The organism is Pseudomonas panipatensis (assembly GCF_900099785.1).
Taxonomy (GTDB): Bacteria; Pseudomonadota; Gammaproteobacteria; order Pseudomonadales; family Pseudomonadaceae; genus Pseudomonas; species Pseudomonas panipatensis.
In genome coordinates, this window is sequence record NZ_FNDS01000001.1 from 468,512 (window position 1) to 490,429 (window position 21,918).

The following is a 21,918-nucleotide window of genomic DNA, read 5'->3' on the forward strand; positions in this document are numbered from 1 at the left end:
CGGGCAAAATAGCCCGTTGGAGCATGGCAACGAAGATGGCGTAAGCAGTTGAACGAATTCGAGAAGGCGGCCGGTGAGCTGGCTGCCGCCGATGTCACCAGGATTGCCCTGGGGGTCGAATACAAGGGGGCGCGCTATCGCGGCTGGCAACGCCAGGAGGCCGGCGTGCCTTCCGTACAGGGAGCCCTGGAGCGCGCCTTGTCCAAGGTGGCGGCCGAGCCGGTCAGCGTGATCTGCGCCGGGCGCACCGATGCGGCGGTGCATGGCAGTGGCCAGGTGGTGCATTTCGACTGCCGCGTCGAGCGTCCGCTGAAGGCCTGGGTGATGGGCGCCAATGCCAATCTGCCCGCGGATATCAGCGTGACCTGGGCCAAGGTCATGCCGGCGCATTTCCATGCGCGCTTCTCGGCCATGGCGCGGCGCTATCGCTATGTCATCTACAACGACCCGATCCGGCCGGCGCATATGGCCGAGGAAGTCACCTGGAATCACCGCCCGCTGGATGTCCAGCGCATGCGCGCGGCGGCTGCCAGTCTGGTCGGTACTCACGACTTCACCTCGTTCCGCGCGGTGCAGTGCCAGGCCAAGTCGCCGGTGAAGACCGTGCACCACCTCGAGGTTCTGCAGCACGGGCGATTCATCGTGCTGGATGTGCGTGCCAATGCCTTCCTCCATCACATGGTGCGTAATTTCGCCGGTGCGTTGATGGCGGTGGGGGCGGGCGAGCGCCCACTGGAGTGGGTCGCCGAGGTGCTGGCGGCGCGCGATCGGCGTGCGGGTGGGGTTACCGCGCACCCCTTCGGGCTCTATCTGGTCAGGGTGGAGTACCCCGAGGAGTTCGAGCTGCCGCAGCGTTATCTCGGCCCACATTTCCTTTCATCTTTGCCCGATACACTCGGCTGACGATGGCGGGGGCATTTGCTACCATCGCCTGATCGCTTTTTCGAAGGTCCCAGCATCTTGGCAGCCGTTCGCATCAAAATCTGTGGGATTACACGTGTCGAGGACGCACTCGCCGCCGCCGAGGCGGGGGCTGACGCCATTGGCCTGGTTTTCTACGCCAAGAGCCCGCGCGCCGTCAGCGTGCAACAGGCGCGGGCGATAGTCGCCGCCTTGCCTCCGTTCGTGACCAGCGTGGGGCTCTTCGTCGACGCCAGCCGCTGCGAACTGGGCGAGATTCTCGATGCGGTGCCGCTGGACATGCTGCAGTTCCATGGCAACGAAACGGCCGAGGCCTGTTCCGGCTATCACCGGCCTTATCTGAAGGCCCTGCGGGTGAAACCTGGCGACGACATCGCAGCGCGCGCCGCCGAGTATCCGGGCGCCGCCGGCATCCTGCTGGACACCTATGTCGAGGGTGTGCCCGGTGGAACCGGCGCGGCCTTCGACTGGTCTCTGATTCCCCATGACCTGCGCCGCCCATTGGTGCTGGCCGGTGGTTTGCATGCCGGGAATGTCCAGCAAGCGATTCGCCAGGTACGCCCCTATGCCGTGGACGTCAGTGGCGGTGTCGAGGCGAGCAAGGGCATCAAGGATGCCGAGAAGATCCGTGCCTTCGTCCGCCAGTGCCGTGCGGCGGATGGGCAATCGGAAAGCATGTGACGATGGGCGGCCGGGCGCCGTCCACTAGCGAGCCGCTGCAAGGCAGCGACGGCCTTTGGGCCGGGTTAGGTAAGGCGACGCTTCGGGCGCGCCGTGATTTCGAGGGGCTTGCGGCATTCGCCGTGGCCTCGGTGATGAATTTGCTCACGGGCAGGCGCGAGGCTTCGGGCCGCTGAGCGTGATGCCCCTGCATTGGAGAACAAGAGCATGAGCAACTGGCTGGTAGACAAGCTGATCCCTTCCATCATGCGTTCCGAGTCGAAGAAGAGCTCGGTGCCGGAAGGTCTGTGGCACAAGTGCCCGTCCTGCGAGGCGGTGCTGTATCGCCCGGAACTGGAAAAGACCCTGGACGTCTGCCCGAAGTGCGATCACCACATGCGCATCGGCGCGCGCACCCGTCTGGATATCTTCCTTGACGAAGAAGGTCGCGAAGAACTCGGTGCCGAGCTGGAGCCGGTGGATCGCCTCAAGTTCCGCGACACCAAGAAGTACAAGGACCGCCTCAGCGCGGCGCAGAAAGACACCGGCGAGAAGGATGCGCTGATCGCGATGAGTGGCAAGCTGGAAGGCATGCCCATCGTCGCTTGTGCCTTCGAGTTCTCCTTCATGGGCGGTTCCATGGGTTCCGTCGTCGGTGAGCGCTTCGTGCGCGCGGCCAACGTGGCCCTGGAAAAGCGTTGCCCGATGGTCTGCTTCTCCGCATCCGGCGGCGCGCGCATGCAGGAAGCACTGATCTCGCTGATGCAGATGGCCAAGACCTCGGCTGCCCTGGCGCGCCTGCGCGAAGAAGGCATTCCGTTCATTTCGGTGCTCACCGACCCGGTCTACGGTGGCGTTTCCGCCAGTCTGGCCATGCTCGGTGACGTCATCGTCGGCGAGCCCAAGGCGCTGGTCGGCTTCGCCGGTCCGCGAGTGATCGAGCAGACCGTGCGCGAAAAGCTGCCGGAAGGCTTCCAGCGCAGCGAGTTCCTCCTCGCCCACGGCGCCATCGACATCATCGTGCATCGCTCGGAAATGCGTTCGCGCCTGGCCAAGCTGCTGGCCAAGTTCACCAACACCCCCAGCGCTGCCCTCGCAGGATGAGCCCGCGCTCCCTTGCCGATTGGCTCGGCTACCTCGAGCAGCTCCATCCCACGGCGATCGACATGGGGCTGGATCGCTCCCGCGCGGTCGCCACGCGGCTCGGCCTGGGACGTCCGGCGCCACGGGTAGTGACCGTTACCGGTACCAATGGCAAGGGCTCCACCTGTGCCTTTCTCGCCGAGTTGCTCGGTGAGCAGGGGCTCAGGGTTGGCGTTTACAGTTCGCCGCACCTGTTGCGTTACAACGAGCGGGTGCTGATCGAAGGGCGCGAGGCGTCCGATGCGGCGCTTTGTGAAGCCTTTGCCGCGGTCGAGGCGGCGCGTGGCGAAATTTCCCTGACCTACTTCGAGATGGGCACCTTGGCGGCCTTCTGGCTGTTCGAGCGCGCGGCGCTCGATGCCGTGGTCCTGGAAGTCGGCCTTGGCGGGCGTCTGGATGCGGTCAACCTGATCGACGCCGATGTCGCCGTGGTCACCAGCATCGGCCTGGATCACGCGGACTGGCTGGGCGATACCCGCGAAAGCGTGGCGTTCGAGAAGGCGGGGATATTCCGTGCCGGCAAGCCGGCCGTCTGTGGCGACCTGGAGCCACCGCAGCCGTTGCTCGATCACGCGCGAGCCTTGGGCGCGCCCCTGCTGCTGCGTGGCCGCGATTTCGACCTGGCCGTCAGCGAACACGATTGGCATTGGCATGGGCGTGCCGCCGACGGTACGCCATTGCGCCTGCATCATCTGCCGCTGCTCGACCTGCCGATGGAAAACGCGGCGCTGGCCTTGCAGGTCTATGCCTCGCTGGACCTGCCCTGGCAGCCTGAGCGCCTGCTCGCCGCCCTGCAGCGTACCCGCGTGACCGGCCGCCTGGATCGCCGGGTGGCGCAGTGGCGCGGCGAGCCGCGGCATCTTCTCTTGGATGTCGGGCACAATCCGCACGCTGCCGAATACCTCGCTCGGCGCCTTGCCGCGCGACCGCCGAAGGGGAAGCGTCTGGCGGTATTCGGCCTGCTCGCCGACAAGGACTTGGCCGGGGTGCTGGAACCCCTGCTCGGCTTGGTGCAGGATTGGGCCGTCGCGCCGCTGCCGACGCCGCGCTCGCGGATGCCTGGCGAGCTGCTCGCGGCATTGCACGGGCGTGGCGCCCAGGCGAATGCCTATGCCGATATCGCCGCTGCGCTGGATGCGCAGTGTGCGCGGGCGACGGCGGATGATGAGATTCTGGTGTTCGGTTCTTTCTACAGCGTGGCGGATGCCTTGAGCTGGTTGGCCGATCAGGACTGATAAGTGGTCAAGAAAAGGGGGAGTGGCAATGGCTTTGCTGGATAAGGGGCTGAAACAGCGCATCGTGGGTGCCCTGGTGCTGCTGGCGCTGGCGGTGATCTTCCTGCCGATGCTGTTCAGCCGCGAGGACGAGATGCGCCAGGTGGTGGTCGATGCCCCGGCCATGCCCAAGCCGCCGGCGATGCCTGCTGTCGACGTCCAGCCGACCGAAGTGCCGCAACCCCAGGCCGCCGATGCCGCTGCCGAGCAGGCGCCGGCCCAGGCTGTGCAACCCGCCCAGACGGCCGCCGTGCCAGTGCCCGGCACGCCAGTCGCCACGCCTTCGCGCAGCGCGTCCGCGCAGCCGGCCCAGCAAGCCCCGGCGACCGCCTCGCGGCCGGTGGCGCCACAGCCCCAGGTTGCCCAGACGCCCGCCGCGGCGGCGCAGCACCTGGACGGGGATAATCTGTCGGTCAGTTGGTCGGTGCAGTTGGCCAGCCTTTCCAGCCGGGCGCGTGCCGAGGAACTGCAGAAATCGCTGCGCAGCCAGGGCTACAACGCCTACATCCGCAGCTTCGACGGCATGAACCGGGTCTTCGTTGGCCCGGTGATCGAGCGTGCCGAGGCCGACCGCCTGCGCGATCAGTTGGGCAAGCAGCAGAAGCTCAACGGTTTCGTCGTGCGCTTCCAGCCGGAGCGCGGCTGAATCGAATAACCGGCCCCGGACGCAACTGGGGCTCCGCTAAATCTTAGGGCTCTGCTAAAATGCGGGGCCTTTTTCGTTTCTGGGCCGCAACGTGGCATTTACCTGGGTCGATTGGACGATGATCGCCATCATCGTCGTTTCCAGCCTGATCAGCTTGAGCCGCGGCTTCGTCAAGGAAGCCCTGTCCCTGCTCACCTGGATTGTCGCGGGCGCCGTGGCGTGGATGTTCGGCGGCGCGCTGTCCGAGCACCTCGCTCCGTACATTCAACTGCCCTCGGGGCGCGTCATCGCGGCCTGTGCGCTGCTTTTCATCGCCACCCTGCTGCTGGGGGCACTGGTCAATTTCCTCATCAGCGAACTGGTGCGGGTCACTGGCATGTCCGGTACCGACCGCGTGCTCGGCATGGCTTTCGGTGGTGCCCGTGGCGTCCTGCTGGTGGTACTGCTGGTCGGGCTGCTCAGCCTGGCGCCGGTGCAGCAGGATCCGTGGTGGCAGCAATCGGTGTTGCTGCCACACTTCCTGATCGTCGCCGACTGGTCGAAGAACATCGTCCTCAATTTCGCCGGGCACTGGTTCGCCAGCGGCACGCTGGCACCGCCCGCGGGAATGGGGTCTTTGCTGCCCAGCCACTGACGGCTGGGTGGGGGTGGCGCTCGGCGCCGCCCGACGCCGGACCCGAGGTCCGGCGGGAATGGATTTTTTGTTTAGCCTGAAACCAACTAGGGGTTGCGTCGCATGTGTGGCATCGTCGGTATCGTGGGCAAGTCGAACGTCAATCAGGCGCTCTATGATGCGCTCACCGTTCTCCAGCATCGCGGCCAGGACGCTGCCGGCATCGTCACCTGTCAGGACGACAGGCTCTACCTGCGCAAGGACAACGGCCTGGTCCGTGATGTCTTCCAGCAGCGTCACATGCAGCGTCTGGTGGGCAAGGTCGGCATCGGCCATGTGCGCTACCCGACCGCCGGCAGCTCCAGCTCGGCCGAGGCCCAGCCGTTCTACGTCAACTCGCCTTACGGCATCACCCTGGCGCACAACGGCAACCTGACCAATGTCGAGCAACTGTCGCGCGAGATCTACGAATCCGATCTGCGCCACGTCAACACCAACTCCGACTCGGAAGTGCTGCTCAACGTCTTCGCCCACGAGCTGGCGGTGCGCAACAAGCTGCAGCCGACCGAGGAAGACATTTTCGCCGCGGTTGCCGGTGTTCACGCCCGCTGCGTCGGCGGTTATGCGGTGGTGGCGATGGTCACCGGCTACGGCATCGTCGGTTTCCGCGATCCCAACGCCATCCGTCCGATCGTCTTCGGTCAGCGTCACACCGAGAACGGCGTGGAATACATGATCGCCTCGGAAAGCGTGGCCCTGGATGTCCTCGGTTTCACCCTGATCCGCGACCTGGCGCCGGGCGAAGCGGTGTACATCACCGAGGAAGGCAAGCTGTTCACCCGCCAGTGCGCGGCCAACCCGAAATACTCGCCGTGCATCTTCGAGCACGTCTACCTGGCGCGTCCGGACTCGAAGATGGACGGTGTCTCGGTGTACAAGGCACGCCTGCGCATGGGCGAGAAGCTGGCCGAGAAGATCCTCCGCGAGCGTCCGGATCACGACATCGACGTGGTCATCCCGATTCCCGACACCAGCCGCACCGCCGCGCTGGAACTTGCCAACCGGCTGGGCGTGAAGTTCCGCGAGGGCTTCGTCAAGAACCGCTACATCGGTCGTACCTTCATCATGCCGGGGCAGGCCGCGCGGAAGAAATCCGTGCGCCAGAAGCTCAATGCCATCGACCTGGAGTTCCGCGGCAAGAACGTCTTGCTGGTGGATGACTCCATCGTCCGCGGCACCACCTGCAAGCAGATCATCCAGATGGCCCGTGAAGCCGGGGCGAAGAACGTCTACTTCTGCTCCGCCGCGCCGGCCGTGCGTTACCCCAACGTCTACGGCATCGACATGCCGAGCGCCCACGAGCTGATCGCGCACGACCGCAGCACCGAGCAGGTCGCCGAGCTGATCGGCGCCGATTGGCTGATCTACCAGGATCTGGCGGACCTGATCGATGCGGTCGGCGGCGGCAAGATCAAGATCGAGCATTTCGATTGTGCGGTCTTCGACGGCCAGTACGTCACCGGCGATATCGACGAGGCCTATCTGAACCGGATCGAGCAGGCGCGCAACGATGCGTCCAAGGCCAAGGCCAACGCGGTCAGCGCCATCATCGATCTGTACAACGACTGAAGGAGAGCAGGGGATGGCATGGGAATGGGATGCCGGGCGTCTGGACAGTGATCTCGAAGGCGTAGCCTTCGACACCCTGGCTGTGCGTGCCGGTCAGCAGCGGACCCCGGAAGGCGAACACGGCGAAGCCCTGTTCACCACCTCCAGCTACGTATTCCGCAGCGCCGCGGACGCCGCCGCGCGCTTCGCCGGCGAGGTGCCGGGCAACGTCTATTCGCGCTACACCAACCCGACGGTGCGCACCTTCGAGGAGCGCATCGCCGCCCTGGAAGGCGCCGAGCAGGCCGTGGCCACCTCCACCGGCATGTCGGCGATTCTCTCGCTGGTGATGACCCTGTGCAGCGCTGGCGACCATGTGCTGGTGTCGCGCAGTGTGTTCGGTTCGACCATCAGCCTGTTCGAGAAGTACTTCAAGCGCTTCGGCGTCGAAGTCGACTACCCGCCGCTGAGCGACCTCAAGGCCTGGGAGGCCGCGGTCAAGCCGAACACCAAGCTGTTCTTCGTCGAGTCGCCGTCCAATCCGCTGGCCGAGCTGGTGGATATCGCCGCGCTGGCCGAGATCGCCCATGCCCATGGCGCGTTGCTGGCGGTGGATAACTGCTTCTGCACGCCGGCGCTGCAACAGCCGCTGAAGCTCGGCGCGGACGTGGTGATCCACTCGGCGACCAAGTACATCGACGGCCAGGGCCGCGCCATGGGTGGTGTGGTCGCCGGTCGTCGCGCGCAGATGGAAGGCGTGGTTGGCTTCCTGCGTACCGCCGGTCCGACGCTCAGCCCGTTCAATGCCTGGATCTTCCTCAAGGGCCTGGAAACCCTGCGCGTGCGCATGCAGGCGCATTGCGCCGCCTCCCAGCAGATCGCCGAGTGGCTGGAGCAGCAACCGGGTATCGAGCGCGTTTACTACTCGGGTCTGGCGAGCCATCCGCAGCACGAACTGGCCAAGCGTCAGCAGAAGGGCTTCGGCGCGGTGGTCAGCTTCGAGGTGAAGGGCGACAAGGCCGCGGCCTGGCGTTTCATCGATGCCACCCGGATGATTTCCATCACCACCAACCTGGGTGACACCAAGACCACCATCGCTCACCCGGCGACCACCTCCCACGGCCGTCTATCGCCGCAGGAGCGCGCCAACGCCGGTATCCGCGACAACCTGATCCGCGTGGCGGTGGGCCTGGAAGACATCGACGACATCAAGAAGGATCTGGCACGAGGTCTGGCGGCACTGTGAGCGATCTGGCTTCCATCATCGGCAACGGCAAGGTCGCGCTGGTTACCGGCGCGGCGCGTGGCATCGGCTTGGGCATCAGTGCCTGGCTGATCGCCGAGGGCTGGCAGGTGGTGCTGGTCGACCAGGACCGCGAGCGTGGCGGCAAGGTCGCCGAGGCGCTGGGAGAGAAAGCCTGGTTCGCTGCGCTGGACGTCGCGCAGGAGAGCCAGGTGGCGGTCACCATCGCCGAGGTGCTCGGGCAGTTCGGCCGCCTCGATGCGCTGGTCTGCAACGCCGCCATCGCGCGGCCTGGCGCCACGCCGCTGGAGAGCCTGGCCCTCAGTGAGTGGAATCGCACCCTGGCGGTCAATCTCAGCGGTCCCATGCTGCTGGCCAAGCACTGCGCGCCCTACCTGCGCGCGCACAACGGTTGCATCGTCAATATCGCTTCGACCCGCGCGCATCAGTCCGAGCGTCACTCCGAAGCCTATGCGGCGAGCAAGGGCGGATTGCTCTCGCTGACCCATGCGCTGGCTGCCAGCCTCGGCCCGGAAATCCGCGTGAATGCGGTCAGTCCCGGCTGGATCGACGCCCGCGATCCCGGCGAGCGCGCCAGCGCGCCCTTGACCGAGCTGGATCATGACCAGCACACGGTCGGTCGTGTCGGCACCGTGGAAGATGTCGCGTCCCTGGTTGCCTGGCTGATCGGCGACAGCGCCGGTTTCATCACCGGTCAGGAGTTCGTCGTCGATGGCGGCATGACCCGCAAGATGATCTACCTCGATTGAGCGAGATGCAGGTGCAGCAGGGCGACCCGAACGGTCGCCCTTTTTCTTTGCGTGTTCGGAGCGCGCAGCGCATCGGACGCCGCCGAACCGGCCAGGGCAGGGCGCTTCACTGATATTTTGAAAAAAACTCAATCAGGGCATTGACTTAGGATTTGCCGTCGGTAGAATGCGCCCCACTTCGAGAGTGAAGGGTGATTAGCTCAGCTGGGAGAGCATCTGCCTTACAAGCAGAGGGTCGGCGGTTCGATCCCGTCATCACCCACCAATCTCGCAAGTTACGCGCAGCGGTAGTTCAGTCGGTTAGAATACCGGCCTGTCACGCCGGGGGTCGCGGGTTCGAGTCCCGTCCGCTGCGCCATTTTCCCCCTCTCCTGGAGTTCAGCCCCGAACTCGCCGCGACGTCGAGCCGCAAGCTCCGCTGCACGGGACAGGTGGAAGAGAAGCAACACCCTTGGACGGCAACGTCCAGCCGACGCGCAGCGGTAGTTCAGTCGGTTAGAATACCGGCCTGTCACGCCGGGGGTCGCGGGTTCGAGTCCCGTCCGCTGCGCCATATTCGAAGCCCTCAGGCAGAAATGCCTGGGGGCTTTTTCGTTGTGCCCGGAAAATCTCCGCCAAGCCTTGCCGGCGCTTCAGCCGGCGGCCGGCTGCGTTCTGCCTGCCAGAGACTCCCCTTGCATCGAATCGGCCGCGAAAGAAACGGTCACGAAGCCGTTACTTTCGGTCCCTAGGATTTTTCTGAAGTCTTTGCTAAAAAGTGGATCGAACGGTCAGGAGAAAGCCAATGGATGACTATCAGGAAGAACTGCTCGAACAACACCGTGCCGAAGAGGACGTGGTGGAGCCGGCGGACGACGCCACCGAAATGTGATCAGGCGCTGTGCCGCTGGGCGCGGCGATATTCGCCCGGGGGTTGGCCGCTCCAGCGCTTGAAGGCCCGCTGGAAGGCTTCCGCCGAGGCGAAGCCGAGCAGGTAGGCGATCTCGCCGAAAGCCAGGTCGGTGTCGCGGATGTAGATCATCGCCAGGTCGCGGCGCGTGTCGTTGAGGATGGCGCGGAACTGGGTGCCTTCCTCGGCGAGCTTGCGGCGTAGTGTCCAGGTCGGCAGCTTGAGGCGGGCGGCGACCTCTTCCAGGTCCGGCTCGCGGCCGTTGAGCAGCGGCCCCAGCAGTTGGGTCACGCGTTCGCGCAGGCTGCGCGTGCGGGTCAGCTGGTCCAGTTCCTTTTCACAGATTTGCTGCAGTTGCCGCCAGGTGCTCGGGCAGTGCTCGCGGTTGCCCAGCGCCAGGCTCGCCTGGTCCAGGCGCAGTTGGTTGGTGCCGGCGGAAAACTCCACCGGGCAGCCGAAGAACTCCTCGTAGCGAGCCGCGCAGTCGGGCGCCGGATATTCGATCTCGACCTTCTGCGCGCGTACCCGTTGCCCGGCGATGCGCTCCAGGTAGCTGATCCAGCCGGCCAGCACGGAATCCACCACGAAACGGTTGTAGGCGTTGTACGGGCTGATCGAGTAGAAGCGCAGCCAGGCGCCCGTGGTGTCTTCGGCGAGGCTGGAGCGGCCACGGTAGTTCTGGGCGTAGAGCGGCTCGAAGTCGATCAGCGCGCGGCTGGCGGCGCGCAGATTGGGCGCCAGGGCGGCGGTGACACCCGCCAGGCCGATCTGCTGGATGCGGCTGTGCTGGCCCATGCGCAGGCCCAGCGCGGGGTCGCCGCTGAGCTGGATGGCGGCATGGCCCAGGCGCATGTAGCGTGGGATCGACAGGCGCCCGCCGGGCTCGGCCAGGCGCGCCGGGTCCAGGCCGTATTGCAGCAGCAGGGCCTGGGGCGGCACGCCGCTGGCTTCCAGGGCGTCGGCCAGACCGTGGACGAAGCCCACCGAAAGATCGCCGAGACGCATACCGGGACGGCTCATCTCGCTCACCTAGAGCCAGAGATTGAGCAGGTGGGCGCCGGGTCCGTCGGTGGCCAACTGGTGCCCGCTGGCGTTGACCACCAGGCCGGGGCCGTCGCTGCCCAGGTCCCAGAGCTGGCCGCGCAGGAACACCGTGATGCCGGCGCGGGCGCCGCTCGTGGCCAGGCGTCCGGGCAGCGCCAGGCGCTCCCAGGCCTCGGCTTCGCTGAGCTGGCCGGGCTTGAGTTGCACGTCGGCCGGCGTGGCGCCACCGTTGTAGCCACGCCAGGGCTGGCGCCACTGGCCGTTGCCGCTGAGGAATGCCGGCACCGCCAGCAGTTCGACCTTGGCGGCGGCGAGCGCCGCATAGTTCAGCGGATACCAGCTGTCCGCGCAGATCAGCACGCCCAGGCGTCCGGCCGGGGTGTCCAGCACTTGCAGGTTGTCGCTGTGGCCGCCGCGGGTGAAGCCTTTCTCCGCGTCGCTCGGGAATACCTTGCGCTGTGGTTGGCCGAGCGGGCGGCCGTCGTTGCCGAAGACCAGGCTGACGTCGTAGAGCCGGCCATTGCCGGTGCGCAGCACGCCATCCTCGACCCAGGGGTTGGGCAGGACGATGGAGCCGGCCACCAGGGTCACGCCGAATTCCCGGGCCAGGCCGCCGAACAGCGTCTGGTAGTCGTGCGCCATGTCCACCGCCTTCATGCGGAACAGGGCGTCGGCGAGGCGCTCATCGCCCTTGGCGGCGAGCCAGCCGCGGGCCAGTTTCAGCGGATTGCTCACCGCCATCCAGTGCATGGCATCGCTCAGGCGCTCGGCGCTGTAGACCTCCGGCTTTTCCCCGGCGGCGACCAGCCAGGTGCCGATGTGTTCGGGGAAGACCACCACCGTGCGCGGGCCCAGCAGGCCCTGGCCGCGGGCGTTTTCCAGGTAGGCGGCGAGCTTCAGGCGCAGGCGCTCCTGGCTCTGGTAGTCAGCGCTATAGAGTTCCGGCTGGATGCCCAGCAGATTGCCGCGCGCGGAGGGTTCGCCGACATTCAGCACCACCTGGCTACGCAGATCGGACAGGTAGTGCCCGACCGGGCGGCGTTCGGCCCAGCCGGCGTAACTGGCGAAGAGGGTGACCAGGATGAGGAAGATCAGCTTGCGCATGCGGGGCTCCGGGATTGGCTCTCAGGGTAGGGGAGAGTCGCTGGCTTGCCAAGCCGGCCTGTCACCTGCGATCAGTAAGTTGTCACTTTCGATCATTGAGCGGGGCGGGGGCTCTGCTTAGAGTCTGCTCAGGATCTGATGCGCCGGGCGGAGCCTGGTTCCGCCGCGCCCAGCCGGACCTGCGCAGGCGCCTGGCGCCTGCCCCCTATCGATCGCGGCCCACCGTAGGCCGCGGCACCCCGTGAAATGCCATGCCCGATGTGGAGGATGTATGACCGCCGCCCGTTACCCGCACCTGCTCGCGCCCCTGGACCTGGGCTTCACCACCCTGCGTAACCGCACCCTGATGGGCTCCATGCATACCGGCCTGGAGGAGCGCCCCAACGGTTTCGAGCGCATGGCGGCCTATTTCGCCGAGCGCGCCCGTGGCGGCGTCGGCCTGATGGTCACCGGCGGCATCGGGCCGAACGAGGAGGGTGGCGTCTATGCCGGCGCAGCCAAGCTGAGCACCCGCGAAGAGGCCGACAAGCACCGCATCGTCACCCAGGCGGTGCATGAGGCGGGCGGCAAGATCTGCATGCAGATCCTGCATGCCGGGCGCTATGCCTACAGCCCGAAATCCGTGGCGCCGAGCGCCATCCAGGCGCCGATCAACCCGTTCAAGCCGCACGCGCTGGACGAGGAGGGCATCGAGAAGCAGATCCGCGACTTCGTCAATTGCTCCAGCCTGGCCCAGGAGGCCGGCTACGACGGCGTCGAGATCATGGGATCGGAAGGCTACTTCATCAACCAGTTCCTCGTCGCCCACACCAACCAGCGCACCGACCGCTGGGGCGGCAGCTATGAAAACCGCATGCGCCTGCCGGTGGAGATCGTCCGCCGCGTGCGCGAGGCGGTCGGGCCGAACTTCATCATCATCTACCGCCTGTCCATGCTCGACCTGGTCGAAGGCGGCAGCACCTGGGACGAGATCGTCCTGCTGGCCAAGGCCATCGAGCAGGCCGGGGCGACCCTCATCAACACCGGTATCGGCTGGCACGAAGCGCGTATCCCGACCATCGCCACCAAGGTGCCGCGCGCGGCCTTCACCAAGGTCACCGCCAAGCTGCGTGGCGAGGTGTCGATCCCGCTGATCACCACCAACCGCATCAATACCCCGGAGGTCGCCGAGCAGGTCCTCGCCGAGGGGGACGCCGACATGGTGTCCATGGCCCGGCCGTTCCTCGCCGACCCGGACTTCGTCAACAAGGCCGCCGAGGGCCGCGCCGACGAGATCAACACCTGCATCGGCTGCAACCAGGCCTGCCTGGACCACACCTTCGGCGGCAAGCTGACCAGTTGCCTGGTTAACCCGCGCGCCTGCCACGAGACCGAGCTGAATTACATCCCCACCACCCACGTCAAGAACATCGCCGTGGTCGGCGCCGGCCCGGCCGGCCTGGCCGCCGCGACCGTGGCCGCCGAGCGTGGCCACCAGGTGACCCTGTTCGATGCCGCCGGCGAGATCGGCGGACAGTTCAACGTCGCCAAGCGTGTGCCGGGCAAGGAAGAGTTCTACGAGACCCTGCGTTACTTCAAGCGCAAGCTGGAAACCACTGGCGTCGATGTGCGCCTGAACACCCGCGTGGGCGTGGACGAACTGGTCAAGGGCGGCTTCGACGAGATTCTCCTGGCCACTGGCATCACGCCGCGCACGCCGGCCATTCCAGGTGTCGAGAATGCCAAGGTGATCAGCTACCTGGATGCCATCCTCGAGCGCAAGCCGGTCGGTAACAAGGTCGCGGTGATCGGCGCGGGCGGCATCGGCTTCGACGTTTCCGAGTACATCACCCACGCCGGCGAGTCGACCAGCCTGGACCGCCACGCCTTCTGGAAGGAGTGGGGCATCGATGAAGCGCTCAACGCCCGTGGCGGTGTCGCCGGCATCCAGCCCAAGCCGCATGCGGCGGCGCGCCAGGTGTTCCTCCTGCAGCGCAAGAAGTCCAAGGTCGGCGACGGCCTGGGCAAGACCACCGGCTGGATTCACCGCACCGGACTGAAGAACAAGCAGGTGCAGATGCTCAACAGCGTCGAGTACCTGAAGGTCGACGACGCTGGCCTGCATATCCGTGTCGGCGAAGGCGAGCCGCAGGTGCTGCCCGTGGACACGGTGATCCTCTGCGCCGGCCAGGAACCCCTGCGTGAGCTGCACGATGGGCTGGTTGCCGCCGGGCAGAGGGTGCACCTGATCGGCGGTGCCGACGTGGCGGCCGAGCTGGACGCCAAGCGTGCCATCAACCAGGGCTCGCGCCTGGCCGCCGAGCTTTGAGCGACCCGGCCGGGACGCCCTCGGGTGTCCCGGCCGGCGAGGAAGCGGCGACCGGGTCACAGTTTCGCCCCGCCGCACGTCGCCCCGCGCGCAACGGGCGGGGTGACTGCCAACCCAATCACATTGCCTGCGACATTTTTTCCCCTAGACTTGGCCCAGTAGCGGGCGTCCCATGTCCCGCCGCCGGCCCATGGCTGGCGCCACCCTGCCGATCCTATCCGCACCGTCAGAGGTCCAGCCATGAGCATCCAGAAGAAGCCGCAGATGGTCGAGGCCGTGGTGTTCTTCAATGATCTCGGGGTCTGCAAGGAGATGCTCTACCCCGAGTTCGAGGCGGTGCTCGACAACATCGTGCAGATGCCCGAATTCACCGACCAGCAGTTGCGCCTGGCCTACGTGCTGATCAACCCGCGCCTGCAGGTCAAGGCGACGGTGTTCTTCTACCTCGACTTCGACGAAAGCGGCGCCGCCGACCGTGGCTGGAACCTGCCCCTGCGGCAGCTCGCCGAGCGCGCCGGACGGGGCCCGGACATGGGCGCCGGGCCCATTCGCCTGGCGTGCCGCAGCCAGTGCCCGGTGTCCTGGCACCAGATGCACCTGTGGGACCCCAGCCTGGTTTCCGGCAACAACCACCTGGCGATGATCCGCGATGCGATCAAGCGCAATAACCTCGGCCTGCTGGTTGAGGAGGTGCCGGCTGCGGTCGAGCCGGAACGCTTGCAGATGGCCGCCGAGCACCAGTGGTACGCGCCGCCCGAGGAAGCCCGCGAGCAGGCGGAAAAACTGGCCGAGGCAATGCTCGAGGAGCACCGGCAGCAGACCGCCGAATTGCTCAGCCGGCAGGAATCGCATCTCTCCGACCTTGGCCGGCAGCACCAGGAGGAACTGGAGCGCCTGCGCCTGAGCGCCGACGAGCAGATCTCGGTGTTGCAGGCCGAACTGGCTGCGTTGCGCCAGGGGCTCAAGCGCGAAGAAGAGATCAATGCCGGGCTGCGCAAGGAGCTGGACGAGCGGATCGATGGTTTCCAGCGCGGCCGCGAGGAATTGACCGCGCAACTGCGCAGCATCGAACAGCAGGGGCGCACCGAGCTGGAGGAGTTGCGCGCGCAGTTCGAGGACGAGGCCAATGCCAAGGTCGCCGCGGTGGTCGCGCAATACAAGGAACAGGTGGCCATCCGCGATGCCGAGCTGAGCTACCGCAACGAACTGGACCGACAGCTGCAATTGGATAACGAGGCCCTGCGCCGGGAACTCGTCAGCCTGGCGGCCAAGGCCGGTAGCGCCGACCATGCGGCGCTGGAGCGACTCGCCGCCCTGGGGGTGATCTTCGTCGTCTACCATCCGGGCGCCGGGCACCTGACCATTCCGTTGCAGGACATCGGCCGCTACCAGGAAAACCCCATGGCCTACGCCGCGGCCAAATGCCTGGTTTCCGAGGATCAGTACCGGCAATGGCTGGCGCACTACCAGCAGCCGACGTGCGACGGGCGTCTGTCCAACGGCGAGCGTTGTGCCTTGCCGATCGACCGCGTGGATACCCCCGGACGCTTCATCATCGGCGACAGCAACTGTTGCAGCCGGCACAAGAGCGGCGGGCGCCTGCGCAGCGTCACCAGCGGATAGGTCGTCATCCTGCAGTTCCCCGATTGGCGCCCGCGCCCGACCCTGCACCCCGTGCGACTCGACTGGCTGGATGAGGCCGGCGTCGAGTTGGCCCTGCTGCGCCTGGACCTGGTCGACGCGCAGGTGTCCGGCAACAAATGGTTCAAGCTCGCGCCCTACCTGCGGCAGGCCGCCGAGCGCGGCTGCGACGGGCTGATCAGCCTCGGCGGCGCCCATTCCAATCACCTGCACGCCCTGGCCGCCGCCGGTGCGCGTTTCGGTTTCGCCACGGTTGGACTGTTACGTGGCCTGGAGCAGGACACCCCGACGGTGCGTGACCTGCACGCATTCGGCATGCACCTGCACTGGCTCGGTTATGCCGGCTATCGCGAGCGCCATGCGCCGGGTTTCTGGACGCCCTGGCGCGAGCGTTACCCGCGACTGCTGCCGGTGGACGAGGGCGGTGGCGGGCTGGCGGGGGCGGAGGGATGCGCCGGGCTGGTGGCGCACCTGCGCGAGCAATTGCCGCTCATCGGTTGGCGCGACTACCAACAGCTCTGGGTTGCCTGCGGCACCGGCACCACCCTGGCCGGCCTGCTCATTGGCGAGGCCGGGGCCCATGAGCTGATAGGCGCGTTGGCGGTGCCGCGTGGACACGGCGTCGAGCAGATGCTGCCGCGCCTGCTGGGCGAGGCCGGTCGAGCCGACGCCGGCTACCGGCTGCTGGATGCCAGCCGCGGCGGCTTCGGCAAGGTCGATGGCGAACTGGCGCGCTTCATGGCTGATTTCCAGGCGGCCAGCGGGGTGGTGCTGGAGCCCTTGTACACCGGCAAGCTGCTGCTGGCGCTGCACGATGAACTGCGCGCCGGGCGGATCGCCCGCGGCAGTCGCCTGATCGCCGTGCACTCCGGCGGCCTGCAGGGCCGCCGCGCCATGGAGCAGCGCTTACAGCGGCTGGCCGCGGCAGCCGAGCGTCCTGTCTAGGCGGCGGAAGGGGCGCCGGCGCCAGGGTCGTTCAGCGCGAATAGCCGTTGTGCACCTGTGGCCAGTGGTCGCCGACCAGGAACAGCCGTTCGCGCTCCCACCACTCGCCGTCGCTTTCTTCCAGGCGCGCCAGCAACTGCGGGAAGGCATCCATCGGCAATTGCTGCAGCCAGCTCTCCAGGGTTTCATCGCTCCAGCACTGCGCCGGCGCTTTGCGTGCCGGCGCCAGCCATTCGCCGCGTGGCAGCGGCTGCCAGCGGCCGCCGCGCTGGCGCCGGTAGTCCGGCCAGTCGCGGCGGTGCAGCCAGTGTCCGCGCAGGTGCGCCGGGTCGGCCCCGGGTGGCGGCCGACAGGCTTCCGCCCAGGGGTAGAACAGATAGCCGCCGAGCCACAGCGCGGCCTGCACCGGTGCCGTGCTGTAGGCGGCGATCAGCGCGCGGCCCTCGGGCGTCGACGACAGCGGCAACTGGTGCCGGTACAGGTGTTGCAGTTTGTTCGCCAGGCGGTCTTCGCTGCCGGGCCCGAGCCATTCGCGCGGGCCGGCGCGGGCCGGGCCGAGGTAGAGCTTGATGGCCAGTTCCAGGTGGTGCAGGCCGTCATCGTCCTCCAGCAGCAGGTCCAGCTCGCCGAGGGTATGGCCGTGCTCGCGCACCACCAGGTTGGCGGCCAGCAGGCGCAGGTCCGGCGCCTGCCCCAGGGCGAATTGCCAGAGCCGTTCGTAGTAGCGTCCCAGGCGTTGCTGCGGCGCCGCTTGCAGCCAGGCGCGCAGGCCTTCCGGGGCCTGCTCCAGGGCCAGCAGCCAATCGGCCAGGCGCTGCGGTTCGCCGAGCCAGCGGCTGGCGGCCAGCGGGTGGCGCTGGGGCAGGGCGGTGCGCTGCAGCAGGGGCGCCGACAGCAGCGTCCAGGCGAGGTCGCGGACCTGGGGTTGGCGCAGGCGTTGCAGCAATTCGTCGAGCCAGGCGGGTGACGGGAGCGGTGCGCAATTCATCTGTGCAGACTAGCCGGGGATGGCAATGGATGCGTGAGTTTGCCGCTGTTCGGGCGTTTCGCCCATAATCCCGCGCATTCCCGCCTCGCACAGCCGCCAGGAGTCTCATGGAACCCTTCCGCAATATCGGCATCATCGGCCGCCTCGGCAGCACGCAGGTGCTGGAAACCATTCGCCGGCTGAAGCGCTTCCTCATCGAGCGGCATCTGCATGTGATCCTCGAAGACACCATCGCCGAAGTCCTCCCCGGCCATGGCCTGCAGACCTGCTCGCGGAAAATCATGGGCGAGATCTGCGATCTGGTGATCGTCGTCGGCGGCGACGGCAGCATGCTCGGCGCGGCGCGCGCGCTGGCCCGGCACAAGGTGCCGGTGCTGGGCATCAACCGGGGCAGCCTGGGCTTCCTCACCGACATCCGCCCGGACGAGCTGGAATCCAAGGTCGCCGAAGTGCTTGGCGGCCAGTACATCGTCGAGAGCCGCTTCCTGCTCGATGCCCAGGTGCGCCGCCACGGCGAGTCCATCGGCCAGGGCGACGCGCTCAACGATGTGGTGCTGCACCCCGGCAAGTCGACGCGGATGATCGAGTTCGAACTGCACATCGACGGCCAGTTCGTCTGCAGCCAGAAGGCCGACGGCCTGATCGTCGCCACGCCGACCGGCTCCACCGCCTATGCGCTGTCCGCCGGCGGGCCGATCATGCATCCGAAGCTGGATGCCATCGTCATCGTGCCGATGTATCCGCACACCCTGTCGAGCCGGCCGATCGTGGTCGACGGCAACAGCGAACTGAAGATCGTGGTGTCGCCGAACCTGCAGATTTACCCGCAGGTGTCCTGCGACGGGCAGAACCACTTCACCTGCGCGCCCGGCGACATGGTCACGGTGAGCAAGAAGCCGCACAAGCTGCGCCTGATCCACCCGATCGACCACAACTACTACGAAGTCTGCCGGACCAAACTGGGCTGGGGCAGCCGCCTCGGGGGCAACGAGTGACCGAACTCGACCCTGGCCGTGGCTACGACCTGATCGGTGACGTCCATGGCTGTGCACACACCCTCGACCGCCTGCTGGAGCGCCTCGGCTACCAGTTGCGCGGCGGCGTCTGGCGCCATCCGCGGCGGCAGGCGCTGTTCCTCGGCGATATCGTCGACCGTGGCCCGCGCATCCGCGAAGCGTTGCACCGGGTGCACGACATGGTCGCCGCCGGCGAAGCCCTGTGCATCATGGGCAACCATGAATTCAACCTGCTCGGCTGGTCCACACCGGCGCCGCCGGGCAGCGGCCACCAGTACGTGCGCGAGCACACGCCGCGCCACGCCCGGCTGATCCAGGAGACGCTGGATCAGTTCGTCGACCATCCGCGCGACTGGCAGGACTTCCTCGCCTGGTTCCAGGACTTGCCGCTGTTCCTCGATGCCGGGCGTTTCCGCATGGTCCATGCCTGCTGGGACGGCGGGCTGATCGACACGCTCCGCCAGCAGTTCCCCGACGGGCGCATCGACATGGACTTCATCAAGGCCACCGCCGAACACGGCAGCTTCGCCTACCAGGCTTGCAACCGCCTGCTGCGCGGCACCGACATGCGCCTGCCGAACGGCATGACCCTGACCAGCAGCGACGGCTACACCCGCGCCTTCTTCCGTACCAAGTTCTGGGCCGAGGACCGCGAGCCGGAGACCTACGGCGACATCGTCTTCCAGCCCGATGCGCTGCCCGACGAGGTGGCCAGCGAGCGCCTGAGCGCCGAGCAGAAGTCCAGCCTGCTCAGTTACGGCGACGACCAGCCGCTGCTGTTCGTCGGCCATTACTGGCGCCGCGGCACGCCCGCGCCGATCCGCCCGAACCTGGCCTGCCTGGACTACAGCGCGGTGATGTACGGCAAGCTGGTGGCCTATCGCCTGGATGACGAAACACGCCTGCAGCGCGATAAATTCGTATGGGTGGACGTGACGCGTCCGGGAGAGAACGAGTGAGTGCGGTCGAAGCGATGCGCCTGCCATTGTCGACGGACCTGGCCGGGTTCGTCGGTCTGTTGCAGCGCCTGAACCTGCCCTTCCGGGTCAGTGAAGAGGCCGGCGAGCAGGTGCTCTGGGTGCCCGACGAGCGTTTCGCCGAGCAAGTGCGCGAGCTTTACCGGCGTTATCCCGAGGGCGATCCGCAGCTCGTCGGCAGGGTCGAGCCGGGGCGCCGCGGCGGCGCCTTCCTGCAACAGGTCAAGGCCAGCAAGGCCACCTCCGCGGTGCTGCTGGTGACCTTCGTAGTCGCCGCCCTGACCCTGCTCGGCAGCAACCCGGACACCCTGCACTGGCTGACCTTCCAGGACTTCCGCCTGGTCGGCGAGGACCGCGTGTTGTTCCGGCCGCTGGCCGATGGCCTGGCGGCCGGTCAGTGGTGGCGCCTGCTGACGCCGATGCTGATCCATTTCGGCTGGCTGCACCTGGCGATGAACGCCATGTGGTACTGGGAGCTTGGCCGGCGCATCGAGTACCGCCAGGGTGGCCCGATGCTGCTCGGCCTGAGCCTGGGCTTCGGCCTGGTGTCCAACGTCGCCCAGTATCTGGCGTCCGGTCCGAGCCTGTTCGGCGGCCTGTCGGGGGTGCTCTATGGGCTGCTCGGGCACTGCTGGATCTTCCAGTGGCTGGCGCCGACCCCGGCCTACCGTCTGCCCAAGGGCGTGGTGGGCATGATGCTGATCTGGCTGCTGGTGTGCCTGTCCGGGGTGATCGACCTGCTCGGCTTCGGCTCCATCGCCAACGGCGCGCATGTCGGCGGCCTGCTCGCCGGCTGCCTGAGCGGCCTGCTCGGCGGTCTGCTGGCGCGTCGCCGGCCGGCTTGAGCCGGCGATCCCTATCCGCTGCCGATGGGGATCGCTTCGCCACATGCCGTCCCACGGCTCGCGCGCCCCAGGCAAAGCCGCTACCGCCTGACCTCTGCCCGTGCGCCAAAGCGCCGGGCCCGGTAGAATGCCGGCTTTGTCCTTTCCCAGGAGCCGGCCCATGTCGTCCTTCGCCGAAACCATCGAGAACATCACCCCGGAAATCTACGAGAGCCTCAAGCTCGCCGTGGAGATCGGCAAGTGGCCGGACGGCCGCAAGCTGAGCCAGGAACAGCGGGAACTGTGCCTGCAGGCGATGATCGCCTGGGAGGAGCAGAACCTCCCCGAGGACCAGCGCACCGGCTACATGGGGCCGCAGGAGTGCGCCTCGCACGCCGAGCCGATCCCCAACCTGCTGTTCAAATCCAACGCCCTGCACTGATGATCGAACTCGGACGTGGCGCCCTGAGCAAAATGTCGGCGCGCCTGGATAGCCCCGGTCCCGTGCAGTACGCCTTGCGCCTCGGCGAAGAGGAGCTGCCGGTCAATCCGCTGCTGGGCAAGACCCTGCGCCTGGAGTACCTCGGCGCGATCTTCTGCACCCACTGCGGGCGCAAGACCAAGAAGAGCTTCAGCCAGGGCTACTGCTACCCGTGCTTCAGCAAGCTGGCGCAATGCGACAGTTGCATCGTCAGCCCGGAAAAGTGCCACTTCTTCGAGGGCAGTTGCCGCGAGCCGGAGTGGGGCGAGCGCTTCTGCATGACCGATCACGTGGTCTACCTGGCCAACTCCTCGGGCGTGAAGGTCGGCATCACCCGCGCCAGCCAGGTGCCGACCCGCTGGATCGACCAGGGCGCGCGCCAGGCCCTGCCGATCCTGCGGGTGGCCATCCGCCAGCAGTCCGGCTTCGTCGAAGACCTGCTGCGCAGCCAGGTCGCCGACCGGACCAACTGGCGCGCGCTGCTCAAGGGCGAGGCCGAGCCGCTCGACCTGGTGGCGATCCGCGAGCAGTTGTTCGATCGCTGCGCCGAGGGGCTGCGCGACCTGCAGCAGCGCTTCGGCCTGCAGGCGATCCAGCCGCTGAGCGACCTCGAACCCATCGAGATCGCCTACCCGGTGCAGGCCTATCCGGCGAAGATCGCCAGTTTCGATCTGGACAAGACGCCGGTGGTCGAGGGTACCCTGCACGGCATCAAGGGCCAGTACCTGATCTTCGATACCGGCGTCATCAATATCCGCAAGTACACGGCGTACCAACTCGCCGTCAGTGCTTAACGTGTTCTCCCGGCCGGCGTGATCCGCCG

General features: G+C 67.0%; 20 protein-coding genes and 3 tRNA genes. 20 read left to right on the forward strand and 3 right to left on the reverse strand.

The window, feature by feature from the left end:
- The first annotated feature begins 48 nt into the window (after positions 1 to 48).
- From truA to BLQ74_RS02300, 12 genes are all read left to right on the forward strand, one after another.
- Positions 49 to 903, forward strand: coding sequence for a tRNA pseudouridine(38-40) synthase TruA (gene truA / locus BLQ74_RS02245; RefSeq protein WP_090260419.1), 855 nt, complete (start codon positions 49 to 51; stop codon positions 901 to 903).
- A 57-nt stretch (positions 904 to 960) separates the two neighbouring features.
- Positions 961 to 1,602: a phosphoribosylanthranilate isomerase gene (locus tag BLQ74_RS02250; protein ID WP_090260421.1), complete on the forward strand. Its 642-nt coding sequence runs from the start codon at positions 961 to 963 to the stop codon at positions 1,600 to 1,602.
- Positions 1,603 to 1,809: 207 nt separating this feature from the next.
- Entirely contained in the window at positions 1,810 to 2,685 is an 876-nt protein-coding gene (accD, locus tag BLQ74_RS02255; RefSeq protein ID WP_090260423.1) for an acetyl-CoA carboxylase, carboxyltransferase subunit beta, read from the forward strand.
- The gene (gene folC / locus BLQ74_RS02260; protein WP_090260425.1) at positions 2,682 to 3,959 is read left to right on the forward strand and encodes a bifunctional tetrahydrofolate synthase/dihydrofolate synthase; all 1,278 of its coding nucleotides are present in this window, start codon (positions 2,682 to 2,684) and stop codon (positions 3,957 to 3,959) included. Before accD ends, folC begins: the two co-directional genes overlap by 4 nt.
- 28 nt (positions 3,960 to 3,987) lie before the next feature.
- On the forward strand, positions 3,988 to 4,644 hold the full coding sequence (locus BLQ74_RS02265) for an SPOR domain-containing protein (protein WP_090260427.1): 657 nt from the start codon (positions 3,988 to 3,990) through the stop codon (positions 4,642 to 4,644).
- Between the two features lie 91 nt (positions 4,645 to 4,735).
- Positions 4,736 to 5,278 (forward strand): CvpA family protein, encoded by a 543-nt coding sequence (locus BLQ74_RS02270; RefSeq protein ID WP_090260429.1) that lies wholly within the window; start codon positions 4,736 to 4,738, stop codon positions 5,276 to 5,278.
- Between the two features lie 102 nt (positions 5,279 to 5,380).
- Positions 5,381 to 6,886 carry an amidophosphoribosyltransferase gene (gene purF, locus BLQ74_RS02275; RefSeq protein WP_090260431.1) on the forward strand — a complete coding sequence of 502 codons (1,506 nt, stop codon included), beginning with the start codon at positions 5,381 to 5,383 and terminating at the stop codon, positions 6,884 to 6,886.
- Positions 6,887 to 6,899: 13 nt separating this feature from the next.
- The gene (locus tag BLQ74_RS02280; protein ID WP_090260433.1) at positions 6,900 to 8,111 is read left to right on the forward strand and encodes an O-succinylhomoserine sulfhydrylase; all 1,212 of its coding nucleotides are present in this window, start codon (positions 6,900 to 6,902) and stop codon (positions 8,109 to 8,111) included.
- Positions 8,112 to 8,116: 5 nt separating this feature from the next.
- Positions 8,117 to 8,878, forward strand: coding sequence for an SDR family oxidoreductase (locus tag BLQ74_RS02285; RefSeq protein ID WP_090261163.1), 762 nt, complete (start codon positions 8,117 to 8,119; stop codon positions 8,876 to 8,878).
- 189 nt (positions 8,879 to 9,067) lie between these two features.
- A tRNA-Val gene (locus BLQ74_RS02290) sits at positions 9,068 to 9,143 on the forward strand.
- A 16-nt stretch (positions 9,144 to 9,159) separates the two neighbouring features.
- A tRNA-Asp gene (locus BLQ74_RS02295) sits at positions 9,160 to 9,236 on the forward strand.
- 118 nt (positions 9,237 to 9,354) lie between these two features.
- Positions 9,355 to 9,431 (forward strand) — tRNA-Asp (locus tag BLQ74_RS02300).
- A 318-nt stretch (positions 9,432 to 9,749) separates the two neighbouring features.
- Here BLQ74_RS02300 and BLQ74_RS02305 read toward each other — a convergent pair.
- Together BLQ74_RS02305 and BLQ74_RS02310 are read right to left on the reverse strand one after the other, a co-directional pair.
- Positions 9,750 to 10,787: an AraC family transcriptional regulator gene (locus BLQ74_RS02305; protein WP_090260434.1), complete on the reverse strand. Its 1,038-nt coding sequence runs from the start codon at positions 10,785 to 10,787 to the stop codon at positions 9,750 to 9,752.
- 9 nt (positions 10,788 to 10,796) lie between these two features.
- Positions 10,797 to 11,915: a carbon-nitrogen hydrolase family protein gene (locus tag BLQ74_RS02310; protein ID WP_090260436.1), complete on the reverse strand. Its 1,119-nt coding sequence runs from the start codon at positions 11,913 to 11,915 to the stop codon at positions 10,797 to 10,799.
- A 271-nt stretch (positions 11,916 to 12,186) separates the two neighbouring features.
- Here BLQ74_RS02310 and BLQ74_RS02315 point away from each other — a divergent pair, with 271 nt between their 5' ends.
- The 3 genes from BLQ74_RS02315 (at position 12,187) to BLQ74_RS02325 (ending at position 16,809) form a co-directional block, all read left to right on the forward strand.
- Positions 12,187 to 14,223: an NADPH-dependent 2,4-dienoyl-CoA reductase gene (locus BLQ74_RS02315; protein ID WP_090260438.1), complete on the forward strand. Its 2,037-nt coding sequence runs from the start codon at positions 12,187 to 12,189 to the stop codon at positions 14,221 to 14,223.
- 240 nt (positions 14,224 to 14,463) lie between these two features.
- Complete coding sequence (locus BLQ74_RS02320) at positions 14,464 to 15,846, forward strand: chromosome partitioning protein ParA (RefSeq protein ID WP_090260440.1); 1,383 nt, start codon at positions 14,464 to 14,466, stop codon at positions 15,844 to 15,846.
- A 42-nt stretch (positions 15,847 to 15,888) separates the two neighbouring features.
- A complete protein-coding gene (locus BLQ74_RS02325) occupies positions 15,889 to 16,809 on the forward strand; it encodes a 1-aminocyclopropane-1-carboxylate deaminase/D-cysteine desulfhydrase (protein WP_090260442.1) in 921 nt (306 codons plus the stop codon).
- A gap of 31 nt (positions 16,810 to 16,840) precedes the next feature.
- Here BLQ74_RS02325 and BLQ74_RS02330 read toward each other — a convergent pair whose 3' ends face one another.
- Positions 16,841 to 17,797 (reverse strand): DUF1853 family protein, encoded by a 957-nt coding sequence (locus BLQ74_RS02330; protein WP_090260444.1) that lies wholly within the window; start codon positions 17,795 to 17,797, stop codon positions 16,841 to 16,843.
- 107 nt (positions 17,798 to 17,904) lie between these two features.
- On the opposite strand from BLQ74_RS02330, the gene BLQ74_RS02335 reads away from it, so the two are divergent.
- The 5 genes from BLQ74_RS02335 (at position 17,905) to BLQ74_RS02355 (ending at position 21,889) form a co-directional block, all read left to right on the forward strand.
- Positions 17,905 to 18,792, forward strand: coding sequence for an NAD(+) kinase (locus BLQ74_RS02335; protein ID WP_090260446.1), 888 nt, complete (start codon positions 17,905 to 17,907; stop codon positions 18,790 to 18,792).
- Positions 18,789 to 19,772: a metallophosphoesterase gene (locus tag BLQ74_RS02340; RefSeq protein WP_090260449.1), complete on the forward strand. Its 984-nt coding sequence runs from the start codon at positions 18,789 to 18,791 to the stop codon at positions 19,770 to 19,772. Before BLQ74_RS02335 ends, BLQ74_RS02340 begins: the two co-directional genes overlap by 4 nt.
- Positions 19,736 to 20,635, forward strand: coding sequence for a rhomboid family intramembrane serine protease (locus tag BLQ74_RS02345; protein ID WP_425287471.1), 900 nt, complete (start codon positions 19,736 to 19,738; stop codon positions 20,633 to 20,635). The genes BLQ74_RS02340 and BLQ74_RS02345 overlap by 37 nt, the downstream gene beginning before the upstream one ends.
- Positions 20,636 to 20,795: 160 nt before the next feature.
- Positions 20,796 to 21,056, forward strand: a complete 261-nt coding sequence (locus tag BLQ74_RS02350) for a YeaC family protein (RefSeq protein ID WP_090260453.1) — start codon at positions 20,796 to 20,798, stop codon at positions 21,054 to 21,056.
- On the forward strand, positions 21,056 to 21,889 hold the full coding sequence (locus BLQ74_RS02355; protein WP_212633119.1) for a DUF2797 domain-containing protein: 834 nt from the start codon (positions 21,056 to 21,058) through the stop codon (positions 21,887 to 21,889). The genes BLQ74_RS02350 and BLQ74_RS02355 overlap by 1 nt, the downstream gene beginning before the upstream one ends.
- The last annotated feature ends 29 nt before the right edge of the window (positions 21,890 to 21,918 follow it).

What these genes read in the sequence shown, in the direction of transcription:
- accD (WP_090260423.1), top strand. Translation starts at nt 1,810, where the DNA reads ATGAGCAACTGGCTGGTAGACAAGCTGATCCCTTCCATCATGCGTTCC.
- folC (WP_090260425.1), top strand. Translation starts at nt 2,682, where the DNA reads ATGAGCCCGCGCTCCCTTGCCGATTGGCTCGGCTACCTCGAGCAGCTC.
- BLQ74_RS02265 (WP_090260427.1), top strand. Translation starts at nt 3,988, where the DNA reads ATGGCTTTGCTGGATAAGGGGCTGAAACAGCGCATCGTGGGTGCCCTG.
- purF (WP_090260431.1), top strand. Translation starts at nt 5,381, where the DNA reads ATGTGTGGCATCGTCGGTATCGTGGGCAAGTCGAACGTCAATCAGGCG.
- BLQ74_RS02280 (WP_090260433.1), top strand. Translation starts at nt 6,900, where the DNA reads ATGGCATGGGAATGGGATGCCGGGCGTCTGGACAGTGATCTCGAAGGC.
- BLQ74_RS02305 (WP_090260434.1), bottom strand. Translation starts at nt 10,787, where the DNA reads ATGAGCCGTCCCGGTATGCGTCTCGGCGATCTTTCGGTGGGCTTCGTC.
- BLQ74_RS02310 (WP_090260436.1), bottom strand. Translation starts at nt 11,915, where the DNA reads ATGCGCAAGCTGATCTTCCTCATCCTGGTCACCCTCTTCGCCAGTTAC.
- BLQ74_RS02315 (WP_090260438.1), top strand. Translation starts at nt 12,187, where the DNA reads ATGACCGCCGCCCGTTACCCGCACCTGCTCGCGCCCCTGGACCTGGGC.
- BLQ74_RS02320 (WP_090260440.1), top strand. Translation starts at nt 14,464, where the DNA reads ATGAGCATCCAGAAGAAGCCGCAGATGGTCGAGGCCGTGGTGTTCTTC.
- BLQ74_RS02330 (WP_090260444.1), bottom strand. Translation starts at nt 17,797, where the DNA reads ATGAATTGCGCACCGCTCCCGTCACCCGCCTGGCTCGACGAATTGCTG.
- BLQ74_RS02335 (WP_090260446.1), top strand. Translation starts at nt 17,905, where the DNA reads ATGGAACCCTTCCGCAATATCGGCATCATCGGCCGCCTCGGCAGCACG.
- BLQ74_RS02345 (WP_425287471.1), top strand. Translation starts at nt 19,736, where the DNA reads ATGGGTGGACGTGACGCGTCCGGGAGAGAACGAGTGAGTGCGGTCGAA.
- BLQ74_RS02350 (WP_090260453.1), top strand. Translation starts at nt 20,796, where the DNA reads ATGTCGTCCTTCGCCGAAACCATCGAGAACATCACCCCGGAAATCTAC.
- BLQ74_RS02355 (WP_212633119.1), top strand. Translation starts at nt 21,056, where the DNA reads ATGATCGAACTCGGACGTGGCGCCCTGAGCAAAATGTCGGCGCGCCTG.